Below are 20,530 nucleotides of genomic sequence, written 5' to 3'. Positions count from 1 at the left end.
ATGGTCACGATTTTGCAGTGTGCTTGAACGAAGGCACATGCCGAGTTCGGTCAAGCCATGGTTCGTGCAGAAGAGTTTAATGCCCGGAATTGGCCGTCGCGTCCATCAGCTCTCACGTTTACCACGAAGCGACGCCAGGTCGCTCGCGTGCTCGAGGTACCAAGTTACAGGGTACTTCAGTCGCTATCCGTCGCAATGATCGGAATACGTGCTGCCGGAAATCGGGTGGTAGATCGATATCGCTTCAGAGCGCGAGTCAGCCCAGAAGATGCAGCTGCAGTTGCCTGGGCCTGGCACTTGCGCATTCTTCGCTCGCTCACGGTCTACAGCAGGACCAAGGTACGCACGAGTAGAGCGAGTCGCTCTCAACTTCCGGGTTCAGGTGGATCGAAACCTCATGGAGATACCCTTACATTTGATTGCTCTCCCAATAGCGCTGCCAACTACCGCTTATGGCCCAAACCGGGTACTCACGACTTCCAGGTGACCGACGGCTTCCGCAAGAGCCAGGCAGAGGATGAATTTACGCTGAGTGACTTCTCCCGTAGCATCATGGACGCTATCACCCGAGCCAGCCGACATTAAGGAATCAAGTCATGACACAAGAATTCGAGCCTTACGCCAACGAGGCTGATGTGCTGCGCATCGGTGACCTGGAGATTGAGAACCGGGTTGATCGTGTGTCGCTCACCGGTGACGTGGTGTTCACCAAGGACAAGGCTGGCCTGACGCTGGCCAAAGAGCTGCAATCGCTCATCGGACGCATAGTTAATGCGCTTGATGCAGAAAAGCAGTTGCCACAGACAATCGAGTTGAAGGCAACCGAGACAGTCAAGAATCCATTTGCATAAAGTGCGTGTGGCCCACCACTGAACGTCCCCTGGGGCAAAATACGACCCTATGCGAGTGTCAAATCGCTCTTCAAACTAGAGCCACCACGTCGCTTCACGTGCTGGAGCAATCCCTCGCAGGCGTCCTCCACCAGGTCAAGCACGTTTTCGAAGCCATTTTTGCCACCGTAATACGGGTCAGGCACCACTTGGCTTTTTTGCTGCAAGCAAAATTCGGTGAGACGGCGAACCTTGTGTTGGTGCTCCGGTGGGCATTCTTCCTGCACCAGCGCCAGGTTCTCTAAATCCATGACCAAAATCAGATCGTGTTTTACGAAATCGACATCTCGGATTTGGCGGGCACGTAAATCCGACAGGTCATAACCCCGTTTCGCAGCGTGGGTCTGCGAACGTTCATCCGGTGGACTGCCGGGGTGGTAGTTGTGCGTACCTGCTGAATCCACCTGCACCAAGTGAGCCAGATCCTGATCGATCACCTTCTGGCGAAACACGCCATGGGCTGTTGGGCTGCGGCAGATATTGCCCATGCAGACAAACAGAACGGAATATGTGTTCATGGTCATGAAAAGAGCGCGCCGTTTGTTGGAGGGGCCTGAACTGCATGCAACGGCACGCCCTGAGAATGATGAATCAATGCCATGCTTTGCTCTGGCCGCGCTGTCAGCCAATCCTGGTAGCGCTCTTGCGGCAGGATGACAACCATGCGCTTTTCATCAGTAGGCTTGTGAAACAGACGCATCAAAGGATGGATATCGGCATTCACCGTCAGCATCGTGTAGCTGTGAAGCTCCTCGCCTTTGGGTGATTTCCAGACTGACCAAAGCCCGGCAATCCCCATGGGTTCACCGTTAGCGAGTGCAATCCGTGTGGGGATGGGCTTCCCGGTGCGCCAATCAGGCTCGTAGAAAGCTTCAGCCGGAATGATGCAGTGCTGAGCATGCTTCCATGCATCCCGAAAACTGGGCTTCGCTGCAACGGTCTCGCTGCGGGCGTTGTAGGTGTGCCGGGTAATCGTGGTGTCTGGCGACCAGTGCGGCACCAAACCAAACAGGCCGGTCAGTGCTTCACGTTGCGGCACGGGTCCATCCCCCACGTCGGCATTCGGGTTGCGGCGAACGAAACTACCAACGTAGCCGGGCCAAAGGTCTAACTTGCCCGGTTCATATGGCGGTTCCACGCCGAAATGGCGGATGTACCGATCCCGGTCCTTGAGGGCTTGATAGTGGCTGCACATCTGTAAATCGTAACGTCAAATCGGGAGCCGCTACCAGAGTGCCTGCATTCTTACGCAACAGTCATAATTTCTCACCATGACACCGATCACAAGTCAATGAAAATGGTGTTTCGGTATGTCCGACCAGTGCAGACGCGGCAGATTGCAAGCCTCTTGTAACGAACGATGAGGGATTGGCGGCTACACCGGCAGTTCATGAACTTCGGGTCAATGCCCCTGTTGTGGTCGTTTAGATTTTGTGTTCTATGGCCAGAGTTGTCCGGCTCCTGCTACTTGCGTTCGCCCAAATGGATACAGCCCACTGACTCCAGAAGACCCAAAGCCGACAGCCAAATTTCCAGGCAACAGTCATCCAAATCCTATGATTTTGTGCTTTAGCGTGGAGGTCACCGGCGCTGCGCGGCTTTATCGCGCAGCGTCCGGTGGCCCGCAGGGTTAGAGATCATGGGCTCAGAACAGAGCATGTTGAAAGCTACCTTCTTTGCTTGCCTGCTGGTGCTGGCGTTGAACTTTGCGACGCCGGCTGCGAACTTGCTGGCGTACTTTGACCGAGCGAGGGTGTTTGAGGTGGTAGCTGATCTGCAGAAACGGGTTGCTGCCCTTGAGTCGGCAACGCAATCACCGCCACCGCAAGGGCCGCAAGCGAAATGACAAGCGAGCCGACAAGCAGCCAGAACGAAGGGACGGTGCTCCAATGCGGCTTGCCTGCCCTTTCAATGCTTCGTGCCTGCAACTCGGACGTTATGAGTTGCAGAAACTGCATGGTCATCATGCCTTTGCGTCCATCTTCGCCATTCAAGGCAGCAAGAAGTTCAGCATCTGACATTGCCTTTACTTTGGCGACACTGATCCGCATCGGCATCATGTGCGACATGTCAGGAACTTCAATGTGGAGCGGCTCGCGCATGATGATCTCTAACGCAGAGTTGACCGGCGACCGGGCAAAGGTGCGACCGAAGGGCGCGGACGCCGCTGGGCGTCCGTGTCGAACAACCAGTGAAACCGCGTCACCATTCAAACGCCAAGATATGTTTGTAGTCCCGCAATGCGGCGCCCACTAGCTCCTGCGCAGTGCGAGCTTGGCCAGCGACGGCCGCAATGGCCTCTATTGATTCATGCTCGAAAGCGATAGTCACGCCACCCTTTCTCGTCTTCGTCTTCATCCGAGACATCATTCCCTCAGGGGCTACGTAGCCGGCGCTCTCGAACCAGTGACTGTGAACAAGCTGATTCCTGCGTTCCTCTACTTCTGTTGCAAGCCTCAGGCCCTTCTTCAGCTGTTCCGAAGTCTCCAGGAGGCACTGTGAAAGCCGAGCGACCGACTCTTCCCTAGTTACACCAAGCCTTGCGGGCGTGAAGATGCTCGGGAGTGCGCTAGCAATTCTCACAGCTGTTCCAAATGAGGCTTCCGCGACCATGGCATAGACAAGCTGCCCCGAGACGGTTCCGAGCTCATTGTTCATGAGCAACGTCAACTCCGCCTTCAATGTGGCTTCCAGACCCTGGAACGCCACGATCATTCGCCCGATGGCTTGGTAGTGTTCCCCGTATGTCGGCGCGGCCTCTGTCATAGCGGTTTAACGTTGGCGCTGTCCGGCACACAGCATGCGCCGCGAAGCGGCATTCTGCTGCTGCATGTCCGCGACGAGCAACTTGTTAGGGGACGCTTCCAAGTGATGCGCCTCCTGATAGAACAAGGCCAATAACTAAAACAACCAACGCGGTTTGCGATGCTCGTAACCATTTGCCGCTGATTTCTACCTTTTGGACACCTTCAATGTAGGCATCCTTATTGTCGGAAATCTTGATGCCATAGAACGAAAAAAACGCAAGCACGATTGTTCCTAGGACCTGAAATATGGTCGCTAGTAATGTGATCGTAAACATGTTCGCCTTAATGAATTGCACGAGGTGGAGCAATCAAGTCTCCTAACGTAATGTATACCGCAATACTTGCGGGATATTCTGGGCGCTGCGGGATAAACTGGACATGAAAACTTCGTGAGAATGGCTTGCAGCCTTGGTTCTTGCTGTTTTCACCGTCTTCTATACAGGTATAAAAATTCCGACAAACCCGGCAGATTTCTTCTTGTGCATTCTACGCACCAAATGCCCAAATCTCGAAACTGGAGGAGCTTTCTGTATGACCGCTCTCGCTGCAGACATGCCCCAGACTTTTCAGCCGCCAATGTCGGCAATATGATTCAGTCGAGGTGAAATGAAGGGCTGCTTTATGCAACTCCGCCGTCAATCCGGCGAGCATCACTTGATGGATTCAACGGCCGATATCGGGCAGGCATTTCGATCAACCGAAATTCGGCTATGGGCACTTTGCGGGTCGCCATGAACAGCGGCTGACTGGCAAGCCAATTCATTTAATTGGGCTGCCAGAAAGCGGACACTGGCGATCGGCAGACGGCCGTGTCTTGCCGACTGTCGCCGCCCAGGTTTAAAAACGTGTATACGACTTCAATTGCTCAGATTTACTCCGACAGACTATATTCTGATCCGACGGACTTTATTCCTCACAACAGAGCCGTGTTTACGACTTTAATAACCTGTTTACGACTTTAATTGCGCGGAATAATACCTCGAAAAATAGGAAACCGACCTACTCCACCGTGACACTTTTTGCCAAATTTCGGGGTTTGTCTACATCGGTGCCTTTGGCGCAGGCGGTGTGATACGCCAGCAACTGCAAGGGCACCACGTGTAGGAGTGGCGACAACTCACCGTAGTTCTCCGGCATGCGGATAACGTGCAGACCTTCGCCGGACTCAATCCGGGTATCGGCATCGGCCAGCACATACAACACACCACCGCGGGCACGCACCTCGTGCATATTGCTCTTGAGTTTTTCCAAGAGGGCGTCGTTGGGTGCGACCGTCACCACCGGCATGGCGCTGGTCACTAGCGCCAACGGGCCATGCTTGAGCTCACCCGCCGGATAGGCCTCGGCATGGATGTAGCTGATTTCCTTGAGTTTGAGCGCCCCCTCCAAAGCAATGGGATAGTGCAGTCCGCGGCCCAAGAAAAGCGCGTTTTCCATTTTGGCGAAGTCTTCCGACCAGGCAATCACCTGCGGCTCCAGCGCCAGCACGGCCTGCAAGGCAGCGGGCAAATGGCGCATGGCCTTCAGGTGACGGGCTTCTTCGGCCTCGCTCAAGCGACCCTTGGCCTGGGCCAAGGTCAGCGTCAGCAAGAACAGACCAGCCAGTTGCGCGGTAAACGCCTTGGTGGAAGCCACCCCAATCTCGATGCCGGCGCGGGTAATGTAGGCCAACTCACATTCACGCACCATGGCACTGCTGGCCACGTTGCAAATGGTCAGGGTGTGCGTCATGCCCAGGCTTTGGGCGTGACGCAGGGCCGCCAAGGTGTCCGCCGTTTCGCCGGATTGGGTAATGGTGACCACCAGTGTGCGCGGGTTGGGGACCGAATCGCGGTAACGGTATTCACTGGCCACCTCCACCTGCGTGGGGATCTTGGCAATGCTTTCCAGCCAGTATTTGGCAGTGCAGCCGCTGTAGTAACTGGTGCCACAAGCCAGAATCAAAACCGAGTCGATGTCCTTGAACACGCGCGCAGCACTGACGCGACCGTCAAACAACTCGGGCACGATGCCGTCCACGCCTTCCAGGGTGTCGGCAATGGCGCGGGGTTGCTCAAAAATCTCTTTTTGCATGTAGTGGCGATACGGCCCCAACTCGGCTGCACCGCTGTGCGCCACCACGGTTTTAACCGGACGCTGTTCGGGTGGCACAGGCTTGAACGTCTTGTCCACCAGCCAGTATTTGCCCAGCTGAATATCCACCACATCGCCTTCGTCCAGGTAAACGATTTGATCGGTCACCCCGGCCAGTGCCATGGCATCGCTGGCCAGAAAGTGCTCCTGTCCATCTTTGCCAACGCCCAGAATCAAGGGCGAGCCGGCCCGCGCGCCAATCAGGCGATGCGGCTCGTCCTTGCAAAACACGGCAATGGCATAGGCGCCGTGCAAATGATGGATCGCAGCCTTGACGGCTTCAAACAGGTCGCCGTCGTACAGGTGGTCAATCAGGTGGGCGATGACTTCGGTGTCGGTCTGACTTTGGAAAACATAGCCCTTGGCCTGGAGCATGGCGCGCAGTTCATCGTGGTTTTCAATGATGCCGTTGTGGACCAAGGCAATGCGGCCGGGCCGGTTGGCCGCATCAAGCCCGGTGCCATGGCTGAAATGGGGATGCGCGTTACAGACCACCGGTGCGCCGTGCGTAGCCCAGCGCGTGTGGGCGATGCCGGTCGTGCCTTCCAGCTTGCTGGCGCTCACCTGCTCGGACAGTTCCGCCACACGGGACGTACTGCGGGCTCGCTGCAAGCCATTGGCATACACCGCCACGCCGCAGGAGTCATAGCCGCGGTACTCCAGCCTGGCCAAGCCCTGCACCAGGATGGGAACGATGTTGCGGGTAGAAACCGCTCCGACAATGCCACACATAGACTGCTCCAGAAATTAATGGCCCAATGTTAGAGGCGCCAGAAGGAAATATGCAGTTGAAATTCATATGAATTTGAATTTATATTTCAATATGAATTTGACAAGTTCAAATATTTCAATTCATATAAAAATATGAAACATATAACAACTCTTAGATTCACACCTGAATACCAGAACAGCCGCCGCACAACGCACTCAACATTGACGAGGCAACCCACTTTTCCCGCTTGCCAAAGCCGGTAAAACTACCTAAGGGCTAACCCGCTAACACCGCACAACGCAAATTGATAGCATTCAGTTTCTTGTTGCGGACTTGCAAGTCCGTCAACGCAGACCATGCAGCCGGAGAATAATTTGTCAGTGGAGTTCATTCTTGAAACGCGTGGGTTGACCAAGGAATTCAAGGGATTCGTGGCCGTCAACCAAGTAGACCTGAAGGTTCAGCGCGGCCACATTCATGCGTTGATTGGCCCCAACGGCGCTGGCAAAACCACCTTCTTCAACCTGTTGACCAAGTTTCTGCATCCGACCAAGGGCACTATCACGTTCAACGGCATCGACATCACGACCGAAAAACCAGCCCAGACAGCGCGCCGCGGCATAGTGCGCTCTTTCCAGATTTCGGCGGTATTTCCGCACATGTCGGTGCTGGAGAATGTGCGTGCCGCGCTGCAGCGCAACATGGGCAACTCCTTTCACTTTTGGAAACCCGAAAGCACGTTGTTGCACCTGCACGAGCGCGCCCACCAATTGCTGACCGAGGTCGACCTGCAAGACTTCGCCAACGAGTTGGCGGTCAACCTGCCCTACGGTCGCAAACGCGCCCTGGAACTGGCCACGACGCTGGCGCTGGAGCCGGAGTTGATGCTGCTGGACGAGCCGACGCAAGGCATGGGCCACGAAGACGTGGACCGCGTCACGCAGTTGATCAAAAAGGTCTCCGCCGGGCGCACCATTCTGATGGTGGAACACAACATGAATGTGGTGTCATCGATTGCCGACCGCATCACGGTGCTGCAGCGCGGCGCCATCATTGCCGACGGCCCTTATGCCGAGGTGTCCCGCAATCCACTGGTGATTGAAGCCTATATGGGCACCGTCGACACCACCTTGCAGGGCGCACACTAAATGACAACTGAACTGCTACGCATCGAAGACCTGCACGCCTGGTATGGCGAATCGCACATCTTGCACGGCGTGAACCTGTCGGTGCATCAGGGCGAAGTGGTGACGCTGCTGGGGCGCAATGGCGCCGGGCGCACCACGACCATGCGCGCTATCGTCGGACAGACCGGCAAGCGTACGGGCTCCATCAAAATCAATGGCGTTGAAACCGTCAAACTGGCGCCACACAAGGTGGCCCATCTCGGCGTCGGTTACTGCCCCGAAGAGCGTGGCATTTTTGCCAGCTTGACGACGGAAGAAAACCTGATGTTGCCGCCTACCCTGGCACCGGGTGGCATGAGCGTCGAAGAAATTTACGAGATGTTTCCGAACCTGAAAGAGCGTGCGTCCAGCCCCGGCACACGCCTGTCTGGCGGCGAACAGCAAATGCTGGCGGTGGCGCGCATTTTGCGCACCGGCGCACGACTGCTGTTGCTGGACGAGATCTCGGAAGGACTGGCACCGGTCATTGTGCAAAAGCTGGCCGAGATGATTCTCACGCTCAAACGCAAGGGCTACACCATCGTGCTGGTGGAACAGAACTTCCGCTTTGCCGCACCGCTGGCCGACCGGTTTTACGTGATGGAGCACGGGACCATCGTGAAACAGTTTGCACAAAACGAACTCAGCCAGAACATGGGTATGTTGCAGGAATATCTGGGCGTTTGATCCAGCAGCCGCTTCAACCTATCTTCCCTATTTTTTCCACGTTTCTCACAACCAAACTAACCAGGAGACCTCATGAAACTTAAAGCTCTCGTCGCCGCATTGGCCATTGGATTTGGCGCCGCCGCATCGGCCCAGAACACCGGCCCCGTCAAGATCGGTTTCATCACCGATATGTCCAGCCTGTATGCCGACATCGACGGCCCGGCCGGCGGTGAAATGATCAAGTGGGCGGTACAGGACTTTGGTGGCAAGGTATTGAATCGCCCGGTAGAAGTGCTGACCGCCGACCACCAGAACAAGGCCGACGTCGCCAGCTCCAAAGCCCGCGAATGGATGGACAAAGATAACCTGGCCATGCTGGTCGGCGGCACCAGTTCAGGCACGGCACTGGCCATGGCCAAGGTCGCGGAAGAGAAGAAACGTCCCTTCATTGCGATCGGTGCTGGCTCGGCCCGCCTGACCAATGAAGCCTGCTCGCCTTACACCGTGCATTACGCTTACGACACCGTGGCCTTGGCCAAAGTCGCCGGCTCGGCGCTGGTCAAGGCCGGCAACAAGAAATGGTATTTTTTGACGGCCGACTACGCGTTTGGCCACTCGCTGGAAGCTGACGCCTCCACCGTGGTGAAAGCCAACGGCGGTACTGTCGCTGGCGCCGTACGCCACCCGCTCAATGCGTCTGACTTCTCGTCCTTCCTGTTGCAAGCCCAGTCCTCTAAAGCCCAGATTTTGGCACTGGCCAATGCCGGCGGCGACTTTACCAACTCGATGAAGGCGGCGCGGGAATTCGGCATCAATAAAACCATGAAGATCGCCGGCCTGCTGGTGTTCATCAACGACGTGCACAGTCTGGGTCTGGCCAATACCGAAGGCCTGCAACTGGCTGACAGCTGGTACTGGAACCAGGATGACGCCTCGCGCAAATTTGCCCAGCGTTTCTTCGCCAAATACAAGCGCATGCCGTCCAGCCTGCAAGCGGCCGACTACTCGGCGACCACCAACTACCTGAAAGCCGTGCAGACCGCCGGCACCACCGATGCCGACAAGGTGATGTCCACCCTGAAGAGCATGAAGATTGACGACTTTTACAACAAGGGTCAGATCCGCTCCGACGGCCGCATGATCCACGACATGTACCTGTACCAGGTCAAGTCGGCCAAGGAATCGACCACACCGTGGGACTACTACAAGATGATCGCCAAGGTGCCCGGCGAGCAGGCCTTCACCACGGTGGCCGAGTCCAAATGCGCGTTGATCAAAAAATAACTTGACGCCCAAAGCGGCTGGCTGCCTGTGTGGCCGGCCGCTTTTTCGCCTTACCAGGCATGAACTAACGGGTCTTCATGGAAATTTTCGGTATTCCCCATCAAGCTTTTCTGGGTCAGCTGTTGCTGGGCCTGGTCAATGGCGCGTTTTACGCGCTACTCAGCCTTGGACTGGCGGTCATCTTTGGCCTGCTGGGCATTGTGAATTTTGCGCACGGCGCACTTTATATGCTGGGCGCGTTTGCTGCCTGGATCATGCTCGACAAGTTCGGCATCAATTACTGGTTTGCGCTGGTGTTGGCACCGCTGACGGTGGGTCTGCTGGGCGTGGTGATTGAGCGACTGTTCCTGAAGCGCCTGTACAAACTCGACCCGCTGTATGGCTTGCTGCTGACCTTTGGCCTGGCGCTGATCGCCGAGGGCATTTTCCGCGAACTGTATGGCGTCTCAGGCCAGACCTACAACGTGCCGGAACTGCTGTCCGGTGCCACCAATCTGGGCTTCATGGTGCTGCCGAACTACCGCGCCTGGGTAGTGCTGGTGTCGCTGGCGGTGTGCCTGGGCACCTGGTACCTGATTGAACGCACCCGGCTGGGCGCCTACCTGCGCGCCGGCACCGAGAACGCATCACTGGTGCAGGCCTTTGGCATCAATGTGCCCTTGATGGTGACGCTAACCTACGGCGCCGGTGCCGCCCTGGCCGGACTGGCGGGCGTGCTGGCCGCGCCCATCATTCAGGTCAATCCGCTGATGGGCTCCAACCTGATCATTGTGGTGTTTGCGGTCGTGGTGATCGGCGGCATGGGCTCCATCATGGGCTCGATCCTGACCGGTCTCGGCCTGGGTATTGTGGAAGGGCTGACCCGGGTGTTCTACCCGGAAGCGTCCAGTATTGTGGTGTTCGTCATCATGGTCATTGTGCTGATGCTGCGCCCGGCCGGCCTGTTTGGTAAGGAGGCTTGAGCCATGAATAAATTCAACAAACTGATTGCCGCCACCTACTTCGTGTTGCTGAGCCTGGCGCTGCTGGCGCCCATGCTCGGGCTCTATCCGGTGTTTGTGATGAAGCTGCTGTGCTTCGCCATTTTTGCCATCGCCTTTAACCTGCTGCTGGGTTTTACCGGCTTGCTGTCTTTTGGTCATGCGGCATTTTTCGGCTCGGCCGCGTACATCACCGGCTATGTGATCAAGTCGCAGAACTTCACCCCAGAACTGGGCCTGTTGGCCGGCATGGTGGGGGCGGGTCTGATTGGGCTGGTGGTCGGGCTGGTTGCTATCCGGCGCCAGGGCATCTATTTCGCCATGATCACACTGGCGATTGCGCAGATGGTGTTTTTTGTCTGCCTGCAAGCCCCCTTTACCGGCGGTGAAGACGGCTTGCAGGGCGTACCGCGCGGCGCGCTGTTCGGCTTGCTGCCGCTGGAGTCGGACACCTCCATGTATTACCTGGTGCTCGCCGTTTTTATGGCGTGTTTTTTGGCTATTTCACGCATCGTGCATTCGCCTTTCGGCCAGGTTCTCAAGATGATTCGTGAAAACGAGCCCCGTGCGATTTCGCTGGGCTACCAGGTTGACCGCTACAAGCTGCTGGCCTTTGTGCTGTCGGCGGCGCTGGCCGGACTGGCCGGCTCGCTGAAAACACTGGTCATGGGATTTGCCACGCTGTCCGATGTGCACTGGTCGATGTCGGGCGAGGTGATTTTGATGAGCCTGCTGGGCGGCGTGGGCACCTTCTTCGGACCGGTTCTAGGTTCCGGCATTGTGATCGCCCTGCAAGACATGCTGGCCGACAAGGTCGGCTCCTGGGTGACCGTGATCATCGGCGCAATTTTTGTCCTGTGCGTCATGGCCTTCCGCAAAGGCGTGGTTGGCGAGTTGCAGGCCTACCTGGAACGCCGGCGGCGGGCTGAGCCCAACTAACTAAAATCTTCCATATTTCTGAAAAATATGGAACAAATGACGCTCGACGCCACCGACCTGCACCTGCTGGAGCAGCTGCAAAACGACGCCTCGCTCAGCAATCAGGACCTGGCCGGGCGGGTGCATATTTCGCCCCCCACCTGTTTGCGACGCGTCAAACGGCTGCATGAGGCGGGGCTGATTGAGCGCGAGATTGCGGTGCTCAGCGTGGACAAACTGAGTGCGGTGGCGGGCCACGGCCTGTGCGCCATCGTCGAGATCACGCTGGACCACCAGGACAATGCGGCCCTGGAGGCGTTTGAGAAACGCGTCGCCGCCGATGACGCCGTGCAGCAGTGTTACCGCGTCTCACCCGGGCCCGACTTTTGTCTGGTGGTGCATGCGGCCCACATGCCGGACTACCTGGCGCTGGCGCAACGCCTGTTCACGGTCGACGCCAATGTGCGCAACGTCAAAACCTTCTTCAGCGTCAAGCGCAGTAAATTTGGCGCGCGGGTGCCGCTGCCACTTTGATTTAAGCCAAGGGCAGCGTGAAGCTGATGCTGCAACCCGCATCCGGTGCGCCGCTGGCCCACACGACGCCACCATGGCGCTCCACGATTTTTCGGGTCAGTGCCAAGCCCATGCCGAGACCTTCAAACTCACGGGCCCCGTGCAGCCGCTGAAAAGCATGAAACAATTTGCCTTGGTATTGCGGGTTGAAGCCCACCCCGTTGTCGGTCACGGTGATGGCGCATTGGCCGTTCTCGTGGACTTGCCACGCAACTCCGATTCTGGTGAGGGGCCGCGTCCGGGTGAACTTCAACGCATTGGACAGCAGCTGCAACACCACTTGCCGGAGCAAGGCGGCATCACAGCAAAGGGGCGGCACATCAGCCGCCACCTGCCATTCAATGGCGCGCCCTGCGAGCATCGGAGCCAGGTCAGCGCCAACGGCGGCAACCAGTTGCCCGGCATCCACGGTCGACAGTTGCAGCGCCACTTGGGTCAGACGCGACAACTCCATCAGCGCGTCAATTTGCTGCCCCATATTTCGCGCGGCCTGGCTCACCGTCTCCAGGTGCGCCGTCATGGCGGCATTGGATTGGTCGCCCAGGTCTTCCTTGATGATCTGCACATAGGCCGTCACATGCCGCAGCGACGCCCGCAGGTCGTGTGACACCGAGTAGGTGAAGTCTTCCAGCTCGGCGCGCGCTTGGCTCAGTTCGCGCCGGAGCCGCGCGTTGTCCAGGCGCTCATTCTCTGGCTGTTCGTCCTGAGGCAACAAGGGCGCCGACGCTGCGTTCATTTCGAGGGCCGCTTCCAGTTGGCGATACTGACCTGCTTGCCCCGGGCCACGCTCAGAGCCCCGGGAGGCGTGTCTTTGGTGATGGTGGAGCCGCCGCCCACGGTGCCGCCAGCGCCCAGGGTCACAGGGGCAATGAGCACGCAGTTGCTGCCAATGTGCACATCGGCTTCGATCACGGTGCGGTGTTTGAACGCGCCATCGTAATTGGCCGTTATGCTGCCGGCGCCAAAGTTGACGCGCTCGCCCACCGTGGCGTCGCCCAGGTAAGCCAGGTGATTCGCCTTAGCCCCTTTGGCCAGCGTCGAATTCTTGACCTCGACAAAGTTGCCGATATGGACTTCGGCGCCCAGCTTGGCACCCGGTCGCAGCCGGGCAAACGGACCGATCAAGGCGCCCTCGCCCACTTCAATAAAGTCCTTGCTACCCGGCTTGCCACCTTCAATGTGGGAGAAGGGGTGAATCACCGCCCCGGCGGCGATGGTGGCGTTGGCAATCACGCAGTTGGCGCCAATCTTGACGCCTTCGCCCAGCGTGACCTGGCCTTCAAAGACGCAGTTCACGTCAATCGACACGTCTGGCGCACACTGCAAGTTACCGCGCACATCCAGCCGCGCCGGGTCGGCCAGCCGAACGCCCTGCTCCATCAACTGCACGGCGTTGCGTAGTTGAAACGCCCGCTCCAGCTCGGCCAGTTGCACCGGGCTGTTGACGCCCGCCACCTGCACCGCGTCCGTGATTGTGTGCGCCACCACCGGCACGCCATCGGCCACGGCAAATTTCACGATATCGGTCAGGTAATACTCGCCCTGCGCATTCTGGTTGTCCAGCCGCGCCAGCCACTTTTTCAAATGCACTGCCGGCACTGCCATGATGCCGCTGTAGACCTCACGCAGCTCGCGCTGCTGCGCGGTCGCGTCCTTTTGCTCGACGATCGCCTGCACCACCTCACCCTGGCGCACGATGCGGCCGTAGCCAGTGGGATCGGCCAACTCAATCGTCAACAATGCGAGTTGCTGACCGGCACTGGCGGCAAGCAGCTGCTGCAAGGTATCGGCTTGCGTCAGCGGCACGTCGCCGGAGAGCACGACCACCATGCCGTCATCTTTCAAGACCGGCACGGCCTGCTGCATCGCGTGGCCGGTGCCCAGTTGTGGCTCCTGCCGCACAAAATTTATATCAAATTGGGCTGTAGCCCCCGTTTTATCTGCGAGAGCCGCTTCAACTTCGATAGCACCATGACCGGTGACGATCACCACCTGACGCGCCGCCAAGGCCGCTGCCGTGTCCACCACATGCTGCAACAAGGCCCGCCCGGCCAGCCGATGCAGCACTTTGGGCAGCTTGCTTTTCATGCGGGTGCCCTTGCCAGCGGCCATGATCACCACGTCCACTGCGCGGTCGGTTTTGGAGTTTTTTGAAATATCGTTCATGACTCTTTCTGTTCGTGCACTCATCCGGGTTTTTCAAACTTTCAACTGTCTTGCATTATCGGCGGGCTGCTGGGGGGTCAGCGCCCTGGATTTCATCGCCACGACTGAAAGTCGATGCGACTGACGCACCGGCGCTGATGCTGCAAAAGCACTGAAAAACTTACCGCAGATTGAGCCATTCAAAGTAAACCGGCGCCTCGTGCGCCGTACGCCAGGGCTCAAAAACCAGGCGCTGGCCGGCACCGACCGCCAGTGTCTGCCCGGCCTTCACAAAAAAGTCACCCGACTCGTTGCCGTGCCCGGCGTGCGGGCCGTCCAACGTGGCCCACACCTGACCCTGTGCAATCCGCAGCAGACCGGCCTGGCGCGGCCGCAGGCTGATGGCGCGTCCCGGCAACAGCGTGGCACACCCCGACACCGCACAGCCCTCGTGCGATGGAGGTAATTCCTGACTTTTCATGGCAAACATGACCGACTCCATTGGTGCAATTGGGTACTGAATGATCGCAATCAGAAGCTGCTTCGTCCAATGAAATTGGACTAAACTATTTATTCCGTTTACGCATCAATTGCCTGACCCCAAAAACCCACACACCCTATGCAAGCGTCCGACAACCATCTGCGAACCCGGCCTATTTCGGTGGGCTACTTGCGGGCCTTTGAAGCCGTGGCACGCCACCTGAACTTTCGGGCTGCCTCGGAAGACTTGTCGCTGACCCAAAGCGCTGTCAGCCGCCAGATTCAGGCGCTGGAACAAGAAGTGGGCAGCCCCCTGTTTTTGCGCCACACGCGCGCGGTGGAGCTGACCAGCGCGGGCGCCCTGTTGTTGCGAACCGTGCTGCCGGCACTGGAGCGGCTGGACAGCGCGGTGCGGCAAATCCGGCGCAGCACAGGGCGCAAAAGCGTGGCAATCAGCACCTGGGCTTCGTTTGCGTCCATGTGGCTGATTCCAAGGCTGGAGGCGTTTCAGAGCGAACATCCTGACATTGACATCCGCATTGATGCCACCGATGTTTCGGTCGATCTGGACACCACGGACGTCGACCTGGCGCTGCGCTACACCACCCCGGCCAATGCGCCGGCGGGTGCTATTCGCCTGTTCGGCGAACAGTTGACCCCTGTCGCCAGCCCCTGGCTGCTGAAAAGTGGGCACGCCTTGCAACAGGGCCAAGATCTGGCGCATTTCGCCTTGATCGAAGCCAGCGACGCGCACCGCACGCAGCACATGGAGTGGTTAAGCTGGCGGCGCTGGCTGGAGGCACATCATTTTGAAAAACTGGAACCCAAGCGCTGGCTCTACTTCAACTACGCGCACCAGATCGCGCAGGCGGCCCTGACCGGGCAAGGCGTGGCGTTGACCCGGATGCCGCTGGTGGCAGACAGCCTGGCCTCGGGTGATCTGGTCGAGATTTTGCCGGGCATGCGGCTGGAGTCACCCTTGGCCTACTGGCTGATCGTCGGCCCACGCAGTGCGATGCGGCCTGAAATCAAGGCGTTTTGCGACTGGCTGACGGCACAGGCCGCCCTCACCCGCCGGGCCATTGGCGAAGCAGAATAAAAACCCTGCTTACACCGGCCAGACGACACCGTGGTCGTTCAGGATCGCATCGAGCGGCATGTCATGGGATTCAGGCTCGAAATCCGGCAAAAATCCCGGCGCAAACCCCAGCCCAACGGTAAACGGTCGCGGCTCCAGGCTAGACAGCATGCGGTCATAAAAGCCGCCGCCGTAACCCAACCGGTAGCCGCCAGGCGCATAACCGACACACGCGACAAACAACAGCGAGGGCACGATCACCTCGGTATCCTTGGGCTTGGGGATGCCATAGGCGTCCTCTTCCATCGGGCAGCCCGGGTACCAGGCATGAAAAGTCATGGTTTTGTGAACTTTATCGACCACCGGCAGTCCAATTCGGCGAGGCTGGGGCTGATCGATCAGTTCGCCGTCTTCCTTCCAGCGATGCAGGGCCGGTAACGGGTCAAACTCACCCTTGATCGGCCAATAGGCGCCAATCACGGCATCGGGGCGGCCAATCAGCCAGATGCGCATGACGCGTTGCAGCATGTCGGCGCGTTGTAGTCGATCCGGGAGGTTCAGACGTTGCTCAATAAGAAGTTTGCGAAGCGCCTTTTTATCCAGCGCCCTTTTTTCATCAGAGTTATCCATAATCTCCACATGCAGTTTCACACCATTTTGACATCGATTGCGCTCCTGGGATCCCTGACCTTGTCGGTCACCACCCCGGCGCAGGCCCAGTCCTCCGCTTCCAGCAAAGCCCAGACGGACGGAACCATTCTGGAAATGAACCGGGCCTTCAAACAAGGCGACACCCGGCGGTTGACCGCCCTGCTGCCGCAGGTGCGTGGCCATGCACTGGAGCCGTGGGCCGCCTACTGGGAACTGCGCGCCCGGCTTGATACCGCGACCCCGGGTGAAGTGCAGGATTTCCTGACCCGTTTTGCCGGCACTTACCAGGAAGATCGTTTGCGCAACGACTGGCTCCTGCTGCTGGGCCAGCGCCGCGACTGGAGCAATTTTGCCGTCATGCAGCCCTTGTTTCGCATGAACGACGACCGCGAAGTACGCTGCTACGAGCTCAGCCTGGACCCAACACTGGCGGGCGATGACCTGGCTGCCAACGTCAAACGCCAGTGGTACGGCCAAAAAGAAACCAACGATGGCTGCACTTTTGCAGCAACCCGCCTGTATGCCGCCAAGAAGCTGACCGACGCCGACGTCTGGCGCAAAGCGCGGCTGGCCATGGAAGCCAACCAGCCCCGGGCCGTGAAAGTCGCGGCCGAAATCATCTCGCCCGAGGCCGCCGCCCCCATTGATGAAATCAACAACAACCCGGCCCGTTACTTGGCCAAACGGGTGGGCGCAGCCGGTCGTGTGGCCAAAGAGTGGGTCGTGCTGGCACTGATCCGCATGGCAGCGAATGACCCGGATACCGCCGCCAGCGTGCTGGAAAACCACTGGAGCGTGCACTTGAGTTCCGAGCAGCGGTCCTGGGCTTGGGGTGTCATCGGCAAGCAGGTGGCACAGCGCCTGTCCGGCGATGCCACGGAACATTTCGCCAAAGCCAAGGACAGCGACCTGAATGACGACCATCTGGGCTGGAAAGTGCGCGCCGCACTGCGCCAGGCCAAGTGGAAAGAAGTGCTGGCGGCCACCAAAGCCATGAGCCCCGAGACGCGCCAGGAATCCACCTGGGTCTACTGGCGGGCGCGGGCCCTCAGCCAACTGGCCAAGACCGACGCGGACCGCGCTGAAGTCACCGCTTTGCTGGAAAGCATTGCCAGCGTGCGCGGCTTCTACGAGCAACTGGCGCTGGAAGATCTGGGCCAGCGCATCAGCACGCCGGCCCGACCCTTGCCTCTCACGCCAGAGGAGAGGGCTGCCGCCAGCCAGAACCCCGGCCTGGGCCGCAGTCTGTATGCGATTCAAATGGGCCTGCGCAGCGAGGGCGTGCGCGAATGGAACTACAGCACCAACCTGCACCAGCACGGCGGCATGGGTGACCGCGAGTTGCTGGCCGCCGCTGATCTGGCCTGCCAGCGTGAGGTGTGGGACCGCTGCATCAACACCAGTGAGCGAACCAAATCCGTGATCGATTTTGAGCAGCGCTATCCGATGCCATTCAAAAACGCGGTGATTCAACGCGCCACCCAGATCGGGCTCGACCCGGCCTATGTCTATGGCCTGATCCGCCAGGAAAGCCGTTTCATCATGGACGCCCGCTCGGGCGTGGGCGCCTCCGGCCTGATGCAAGTCATGCCGCCGACCGCCCGCTGGACCGCCAAGAAAATCGGCATGACCGACTTCAAGCCCTACCAACTCAACGACCGCGACACCAATATCGCCATCGGCACCGGTTATCTCAAGCTGGTGCTGGACGACTTCTCAGGCTCCATGCCGATGGCTGCCGCCGCCTACAACGCCGGTCCTGGCCGCCCCAGAAGCTGGCGCGGCCAAACCGGCGGGCCGGTGCTGGAGGCCGCGATCTGGGCCGAGAATGTGCCATTTACCGAAACACGCGATTACGTGAAAAAAGTGCTGTCCAACACCACCAACTACGCCGCGCTGATTTCCGGCCAGCCGCAGTCGCTGAAAAGCCGCCTCGGCATGGTGGGACCGCGCGAGGCCAGTGCCATCGTGGTGAACGCCGAATTGCCGTGATCGCAGCGGCGTGATTCGAACCCCATGCGCTAGCATGGGCGTTTTGGAGACCTTCATGCTCAAGCTCTACATCGGCAATAAAAACTATTCTTCCTGGTCCATGCGCCCCTGGGTGCTGCTCAAACAGGCCGGCATCCCGTTTGAAGAGATCAAGGTCCGTTTTGACTCGTTTGACGCCGACTCCAGCTTCAAGCACACCATCAATGCGGTAACGCCCACCGGCAAAGTCCCGGTGCTGGTGGATGGTGATCTGGTGGTGTGGGACACACTGGCCATTGCCGAATACCTGGCCGAACAATTCCCCGACCAAACGCTGTGGCCCCGTGACAAAGCGGCCCGGGCACGCGCCCGCAGCGTCTGTGCCGAGATGCATGCGGGTTTTACCGGTCTGCGCGGTAACTGCCCGATGAACATCGAAGCCTCCCTGGCCGACGCTGGCGCCCTGATCTGGCGGGACAAACCGGCGGTACGCGCCGATGTCGACCGCCTGGTGACGATGTGGCAGGAGCTGCTGGCGGCCCATGGCGGACCGCTGCTGTTTGGCGACTTCTCCATCGCCGACGCCTATTTCGCCCCGGTCTGCATGCGCCTGAAAAGCTACGCGCTGCCGGTGCCGCCGCCCAGTGCCGCCTACGTGGCGCGGGTCTGTGCCCTGCCGGGCGTGAAGGCGTGGATGGACGAGGCGGTCGCTGAACAGGATTTTCGCGAATTCGAAGAACCCTACCGGCTGAAGCGCTGACATGCAGATTTACATGGTGGGGGGCGCGGTGCGGGATGCACTGCTGGGGCTGCCGGTAAAAGACCGGGACTGGGTGGTGGTGGGCGCCACGCCCGAGGCCTTGGTCGCGCAGGGCTTTTTGCCGGTCGGCAAAGACTTTCCGGTGTTCCTGCACCCGCAGACCAAAGAAGAATACGCACTGGCCCGCACCGAACGCAAAACCGCGCCCGGCTACCACGGCTTTTGCGTCCACGCCGCCCCCGATGTGACGCTGGAAGAAGATCTGGCGCGTCGCGACCTTACTATTAATTCGATAGCTGTCAGCGCACATTCCATGGGGGCTAGAGGCCGATTTGATACTGAAATTGCACTGAACCCGGCGGCCTGGCAGGCAGCTGATGCGCTGGTGGACCCGTTCGGCGGACAACAAGACCTGGAGCACAAGGTGTTCCGCCACGTCACCGCCGCCTTTCGCGAAGACCCGGTGCGCATCCTGCGCGTGGCGCGGCTGGCGGCACGCTTTTGTGACTTCACGGTGGCGCCGGATACGCTGCAACTGATGCAGGAGATGGTTCAGGAAGGCGAAGCAGATCACCTGGTGGCCGAACGGGTCTGGCAGGAACTGGCCAAAGGCCTGATGGAAAACACCCCTTCTCGCATGCTCGAGGTGCTGCGGGACTGTGGCGCCCTGGCGCGCCTGCTGCCCGAAGTGAACCAGCTCTGGGGCGTGCCGCAACGCGCCGACTACCACCCCGAAATCGACACCGGCGCCCACCTGCTGCTGGTGCTGGACATGAGCGCCCGTTTGCAAGCCAGCCTGCCAGTGCGCCTGGCCTGCCTGTTCCATGACCTGGGCAAAGGCACCACGCCACCTGACATGCTGCCGCGCCATATTGGCCACGAAGAACGCAGCGCCAGACTACTCAAAGGCATTTGCGAGCGGCTGCGCCTGCCCACGGAATGCCGCGAACTGGCCGACGTGGTGGCTCGCGAACACGGCAACATTCACCGCAGTGGCGAGCTGGGACCGGCGGCGTTGGTGCGTCTGCTGGAGCGTTGCGACGCCTTTCGCAAGCCGCAGCGCTTTGGCGAGGTGCTGCTGGCCTGTGAATGTGATGCCCGTGGCCGACTGGGCCTGAGCGAGTCGCCCTACCCCCAGGGCCCGCGCTTGCTGGACGCACTGACGGCGGCACAAAGTATTGCTACTCATTTAATAGCTACCACCGCAATGGCGACGGGGGCCAGTGGCAAAAATATCGGTGAACTGATTCATCTCGCCCGGGTTGAGGCGGTCCGGGCCAGCCTGTAGGCCTGATCGGGCGTTAGCGTCTGTT

Annotated in this window: 21 protein-coding genes; 11 read left to right on the top strand and 10 right to left on the bottom strand. The window is 59.1% G+C overall.

The genetic code is table 11. From position 1 onward, the window contains the following. The first annotated feature begins 596 nt into the window (after positions 1-596). Complete coding sequence (locus HHJ17_RS11625) at positions 597-851, top strand: hypothetical protein (protein WP_296505867.1); 255 nt, start codon at positions 597-599, stop codon at positions 849-851. Between the two features lie 47 nt (positions 852-898). Here HHJ17_RS11625 and HHJ17_RS11620 read toward each other — a convergent pair whose 3' ends face one another. The 6 genes from HHJ17_RS11620 to glmS form a co-directional block, all read right to left on the bottom strand. Next, complete coding sequence (locus HHJ17_RS11620; protein ID WP_296505901.1) at positions 899-1,408, bottom strand: low molecular weight protein-tyrosine-phosphatase; 510 nt, start codon at positions 1,406-1,408, stop codon at positions 899-901. A 2-nt stretch (positions 1,409-1,410) separates the two neighbouring features. Continuing rightward, complete coding sequence (locus HHJ17_RS11615) at positions 1,411-2,085, bottom strand: SOS response-associated peptidase (RefSeq protein WP_296505865.1); 675 nt, start codon at positions 2,083-2,085, stop codon at positions 1,411-1,413. A gap of 472 nt (positions 2,086-2,557) precedes the next feature. After that, entirely contained in the window at positions 2,558-2,992 is a 435-nt protein-coding gene (locus HHJ17_RS11610) for a hypothetical protein (protein ID WP_296505863.1), read from the bottom strand. A 100-nt stretch (positions 2,993-3,092) separates the two neighbouring features. After that, positions 3,093-3,656 (bottom strand): hypothetical protein, encoded by a 564-nt coding sequence (locus HHJ17_RS11605; RefSeq protein ID WP_296505861.1) that lies wholly within the window; start codon positions 3,654-3,656, stop codon positions 3,093-3,095. A gap of 85 nt (positions 3,657-3,741) precedes the next feature. Next, positions 3,742-3,972 carry a hypothetical protein gene (locus HHJ17_RS11600; protein ID WP_296505859.1) on the bottom strand — a complete coding sequence of 77 codons (231 nt, stop codon included), beginning with the start codon at positions 3,970-3,972 and terminating at the stop codon, positions 3,742-3,744. A gap of 724 nt (positions 3,973-4,696) precedes the next feature. Next, complete coding sequence (glmS, locus tag HHJ17_RS11595) at positions 4,697-6,562, bottom strand: glutamine--fructose-6-phosphate transaminase (isomerizing) (RefSeq protein WP_296502105.1); 1,866 nt, start codon at positions 6,560-6,562, stop codon at positions 4,697-4,699. Between the two features lie 336 nt (positions 6,563-6,898). Here glmS and HHJ17_RS11590 point away from each other — a divergent pair, with 336 nt between their 5' ends. The 6 genes from HHJ17_RS11590 (at position 6,899) to HHJ17_RS11565 (ending at position 12,093) form a co-directional block, all read left to right on the top strand. Beyond that, the gene (locus tag HHJ17_RS11590; RefSeq protein WP_296502106.1) at positions 6,899-7,690 is read left to right on the top strand and encodes an ABC transporter ATP-binding protein; all 792 of its coding nucleotides are present in this window, start codon (positions 6,899-6,901) and stop codon (positions 7,688-7,690) included. Beyond that, complete coding sequence (locus tag HHJ17_RS11585; RefSeq protein ID WP_296502108.1) at positions 7,691-8,395, top strand: ABC transporter ATP-binding protein; 705 nt, start codon at positions 7,691-7,693, stop codon at positions 8,393-8,395. Positions 8,396-8,467: 72 nt separating this feature from the next. After that, positions 8,468-9,661: an ABC transporter substrate-binding protein gene (locus HHJ17_RS11580; protein ID WP_296505857.1), complete on the top strand. Its 1,194-nt coding sequence runs from the start codon at positions 8,468-8,470 to the stop codon at positions 9,659-9,661. A 77-nt stretch (positions 9,662-9,738) separates the two neighbouring features. Further along, positions 9,739-10,623 (top strand): branched-chain amino acid ABC transporter permease, encoded by an 885-nt coding sequence (locus HHJ17_RS11575; protein ID WP_296502113.1) that lies wholly within the window; start codon positions 9,739-9,741, stop codon positions 10,621-10,623. Positions 10,624-10,626: 3 nt separating this feature from the next. Next, a complete protein-coding gene (locus HHJ17_RS11570; protein ID WP_296502115.1) occupies positions 10,627-11,580 on the top strand; it encodes a branched-chain amino acid ABC transporter permease in 954 nt (317 codons plus the stop codon). Positions 11,581-11,607: 27 nt separating this feature from the next. After that, complete coding sequence (locus HHJ17_RS11565; RefSeq protein ID WP_296505855.1) at positions 11,608-12,093, top strand: Lrp/AsnC family transcriptional regulator; 486 nt, start codon at positions 11,608-11,610, stop codon at positions 12,091-12,093. A gap of 1 nt (position 12,094) precedes the next feature. Here HHJ17_RS11565 and HHJ17_RS11560 read toward each other — a convergent pair whose 3' ends face one another. The 3 genes from HHJ17_RS11560 to HHJ17_RS11550 all read right to left on the bottom strand — a co-directional run bounded on the left by HHJ17_RS11560 (position 12,095) and on the right by HHJ17_RS11550 (position 14,767). Next, positions 12,095-12,868, bottom strand: a complete 774-nt coding sequence (locus HHJ17_RS11560) for an ATP-binding protein (protein WP_296502118.1) — start codon at positions 12,866-12,868, stop codon at positions 12,095-12,097. After that, positions 12,865-14,298, bottom strand: coding sequence for a bifunctional UDP-N-acetylglucosamine diphosphorylase/glucosamine-1-phosphate N-acetyltransferase GlmU (gene glmU / locus HHJ17_RS11555; protein ID WP_296505853.1), 1,434 nt, complete (start codon positions 14,296-14,298; stop codon positions 12,865-12,867). Before glmU ends, HHJ17_RS11560 begins: the two co-directional genes overlap by 4 nt. A gap of 160 nt (positions 14,299-14,458) precedes the next feature. After that, positions 14,459-14,767 carry a DUF2917 domain-containing protein gene (locus HHJ17_RS11550; protein ID WP_296505852.1) on the bottom strand — a complete coding sequence of 103 codons (309 nt, stop codon included), beginning with the start codon at positions 14,765-14,767 and terminating at the stop codon, positions 14,459-14,461. Positions 14,768-14,896: 129 nt separating this feature from the next. Here HHJ17_RS11550 and HHJ17_RS11545 point away from each other — a divergent pair, with 129 nt between their 5' ends. Then, on the top strand, positions 14,897-15,856 hold the full coding sequence (locus HHJ17_RS11545) for a LysR substrate-binding domain-containing protein (protein WP_296505850.1): 960 nt from the start codon (positions 14,897-14,899) through the stop codon (positions 15,854-15,856). Between the two features lie 9 nt (positions 15,857-15,865). Here the strand turns inward: HHJ17_RS11545 and HHJ17_RS11540 are convergent, their stop codons facing one another. After that, on the bottom strand, positions 15,866-16,438 hold the full coding sequence (locus HHJ17_RS11540; protein ID WP_296505900.1) for a 5-formyltetrahydrofolate cyclo-ligase: 573 nt from the start codon (positions 16,436-16,438) through the stop codon (positions 15,866-15,868). A gap of 36 nt (positions 16,439-16,474) precedes the next feature. Here HHJ17_RS11540 and HHJ17_RS11535 point away from each other — a divergent pair, with 36 nt between their 5' ends. From HHJ17_RS11535 to HHJ17_RS11525, 3 genes are read left to right on the top strand one after another with little or no spacing between them, the layout of a single operon-like run. Next, positions 16,475-18,478 (top strand): lytic transglycosylase domain-containing protein, encoded by a 2,004-nt coding sequence (locus HHJ17_RS11535; protein WP_296505847.1) that lies wholly within the window; start codon positions 16,475-16,477, stop codon positions 18,476-18,478. A 55-nt stretch (positions 18,479-18,533) separates the two neighbouring features. Continuing rightward, positions 18,534-19,217 (top strand): glutathione S-transferase family protein, encoded by a 684-nt coding sequence (locus HHJ17_RS11530; RefSeq protein ID WP_296505845.1) that lies wholly within the window; start codon positions 18,534-18,536, stop codon positions 19,215-19,217. A gap of 1 nt (position 19,218) precedes the next feature. Then, positions 19,219-20,505 (top strand): multifunctional CCA addition/repair protein, encoded by a 1,287-nt coding sequence (locus tag HHJ17_RS11525; protein WP_296505844.1) that lies wholly within the window; start codon positions 19,219-19,221, stop codon positions 20,503-20,505. Positions 20,506-20,530 lie beyond the last annotated feature (25 nt).

The sequence above is a fragment of the Rhodoferax sp. genome, from assembly GCF_012927445.1.
GTDB lineage: Bacteria > Pseudomonadota > Gammaproteobacteria > Burkholderiales > Burkholderiaceae_C > Rhodoferax.
The sequence above is the reverse complement of the archived record's forward strand: the minus strand, read 5'-3'. Positions and strand labels throughout refer to the sequence as shown.

What these genes read in the sequence shown, in the direction of transcription:
- HHJ17_RS11610 (WP_296505863.1), bottom strand. Translation starts at nt 2,992, where the DNA reads ATGCGCGAGCCGCTCCACATTGAAGTTCCTGACATGTCGCACATGATG.
- HHJ17_RS11590 (WP_296502106.1), top strand. Translation starts at nt 6,899, where the DNA reads ATGCAGCCGGAGAATAATTTGTCAGTGGAGTTCATTCTTGAAACGCGT.
- HHJ17_RS11600 (WP_296505859.1), bottom strand. Translation starts at nt 3,972, where the DNA reads ATGTTTACGATCACATTACTAGCGACCATATTTCAGGTCCTAGGAACA.
- HHJ17_RS11585 (WP_296502108.1), top strand. Translation starts at nt 7,691, where the DNA reads ATGACAACTGAACTGCTACGCATCGAAGACCTGCACGCCTGGTATGGC.
- HHJ17_RS11620 (WP_296505901.1), bottom strand. Translation starts at nt 1,408, where the DNA reads ATGAACACATATTCCGTTCTGTTTGTCTGCATGGGCAATATCTGCCGC.
- HHJ17_RS11580 (WP_296505857.1), top strand. Translation starts at nt 8,468, where the DNA reads ATGAAACTTAAAGCTCTCGTCGCCGCATTGGCCATTGGATTTGGCGCC.
- HHJ17_RS11530 (WP_296505845.1), top strand. Translation starts at nt 18,534, where the DNA reads ATGCTCAAGCTCTACATCGGCAATAAAAACTATTCTTCCTGGTCCATG.
- HHJ17_RS11570 (WP_296502115.1), top strand. Translation starts at nt 10,627, where the DNA reads ATGAATAAATTCAACAAACTGATTGCCGCCACCTACTTCGTGTTGCTG.
- HHJ17_RS11605 (WP_296505861.1), bottom strand. Translation starts at nt 3,656, where the DNA reads ATGACAGAGGCCGCGCCGACATACGGGGAACACTACCAAGCCATCGGG.
- HHJ17_RS11565 (WP_296505855.1), top strand. Translation starts at nt 11,608, where the DNA reads ATGGAACAAATGACGCTCGACGCCACCGACCTGCACCTGCTGGAGCAG.
- HHJ17_RS11615 (WP_296505865.1), bottom strand. Translation starts at nt 2,085, where the DNA reads ATGTGCAGCCACTATCAAGCCCTCAAGGACCGGGATCGGTACATCCGC.
- HHJ17_RS11575 (WP_296502113.1), top strand. Translation starts at nt 9,739, where the DNA reads ATGGAAATTTTCGGTATTCCCCATCAAGCTTTTCTGGGTCAGCTGTTG.
- HHJ17_RS11550 (WP_296505852.1), bottom strand. Translation starts at nt 14,767, where the DNA reads ATGTTTGCCATGAAAAGTCAGGAATTACCTCCATCGCACGAGGGCTGT.
- HHJ17_RS11545 (WP_296505850.1), top strand. Translation starts at nt 14,897, where the DNA reads ATGCAAGCGTCCGACAACCATCTGCGAACCCGGCCTATTTCGGTGGGC.
- HHJ17_RS11535 (WP_296505847.1), top strand. Translation starts at nt 16,475, where the DNA reads ATGCAGTTTCACACCATTTTGACATCGATTGCGCTCCTGGGATCCCTG.
- glmU (WP_296505853.1), bottom strand. Translation starts at nt 14,298, where the DNA reads ATGAACGATATTTCAAAAAACTCCAAAACCGACCGCGCAGTGGACGTG.
- glmS (WP_296502105.1), bottom strand. Translation starts at nt 6,562, where the DNA reads ATGTGTGGCATTGTCGGAGCGGTTTCTACCCGCAACATCGTTCCCATC.
- HHJ17_RS11625 (WP_296505867.1), top strand. Translation starts at nt 597, where the DNA reads ATGACACAAGAATTCGAGCCTTACGCCAACGAGGCTGATGTGCTGCGC.
- HHJ17_RS11525 (WP_296505844.1), top strand. Translation starts at nt 19,219, where the DNA reads ATGCAGATTTACATGGTGGGGGGCGCGGTGCGGGATGCACTGCTGGGG.
- HHJ17_RS11560 (WP_296502118.1), bottom strand. Translation starts at nt 12,868, where the DNA reads ATGAACGCAGCGTCGGCGCCCTTGTTGCCTCAGGACGAACAGCCAGAG.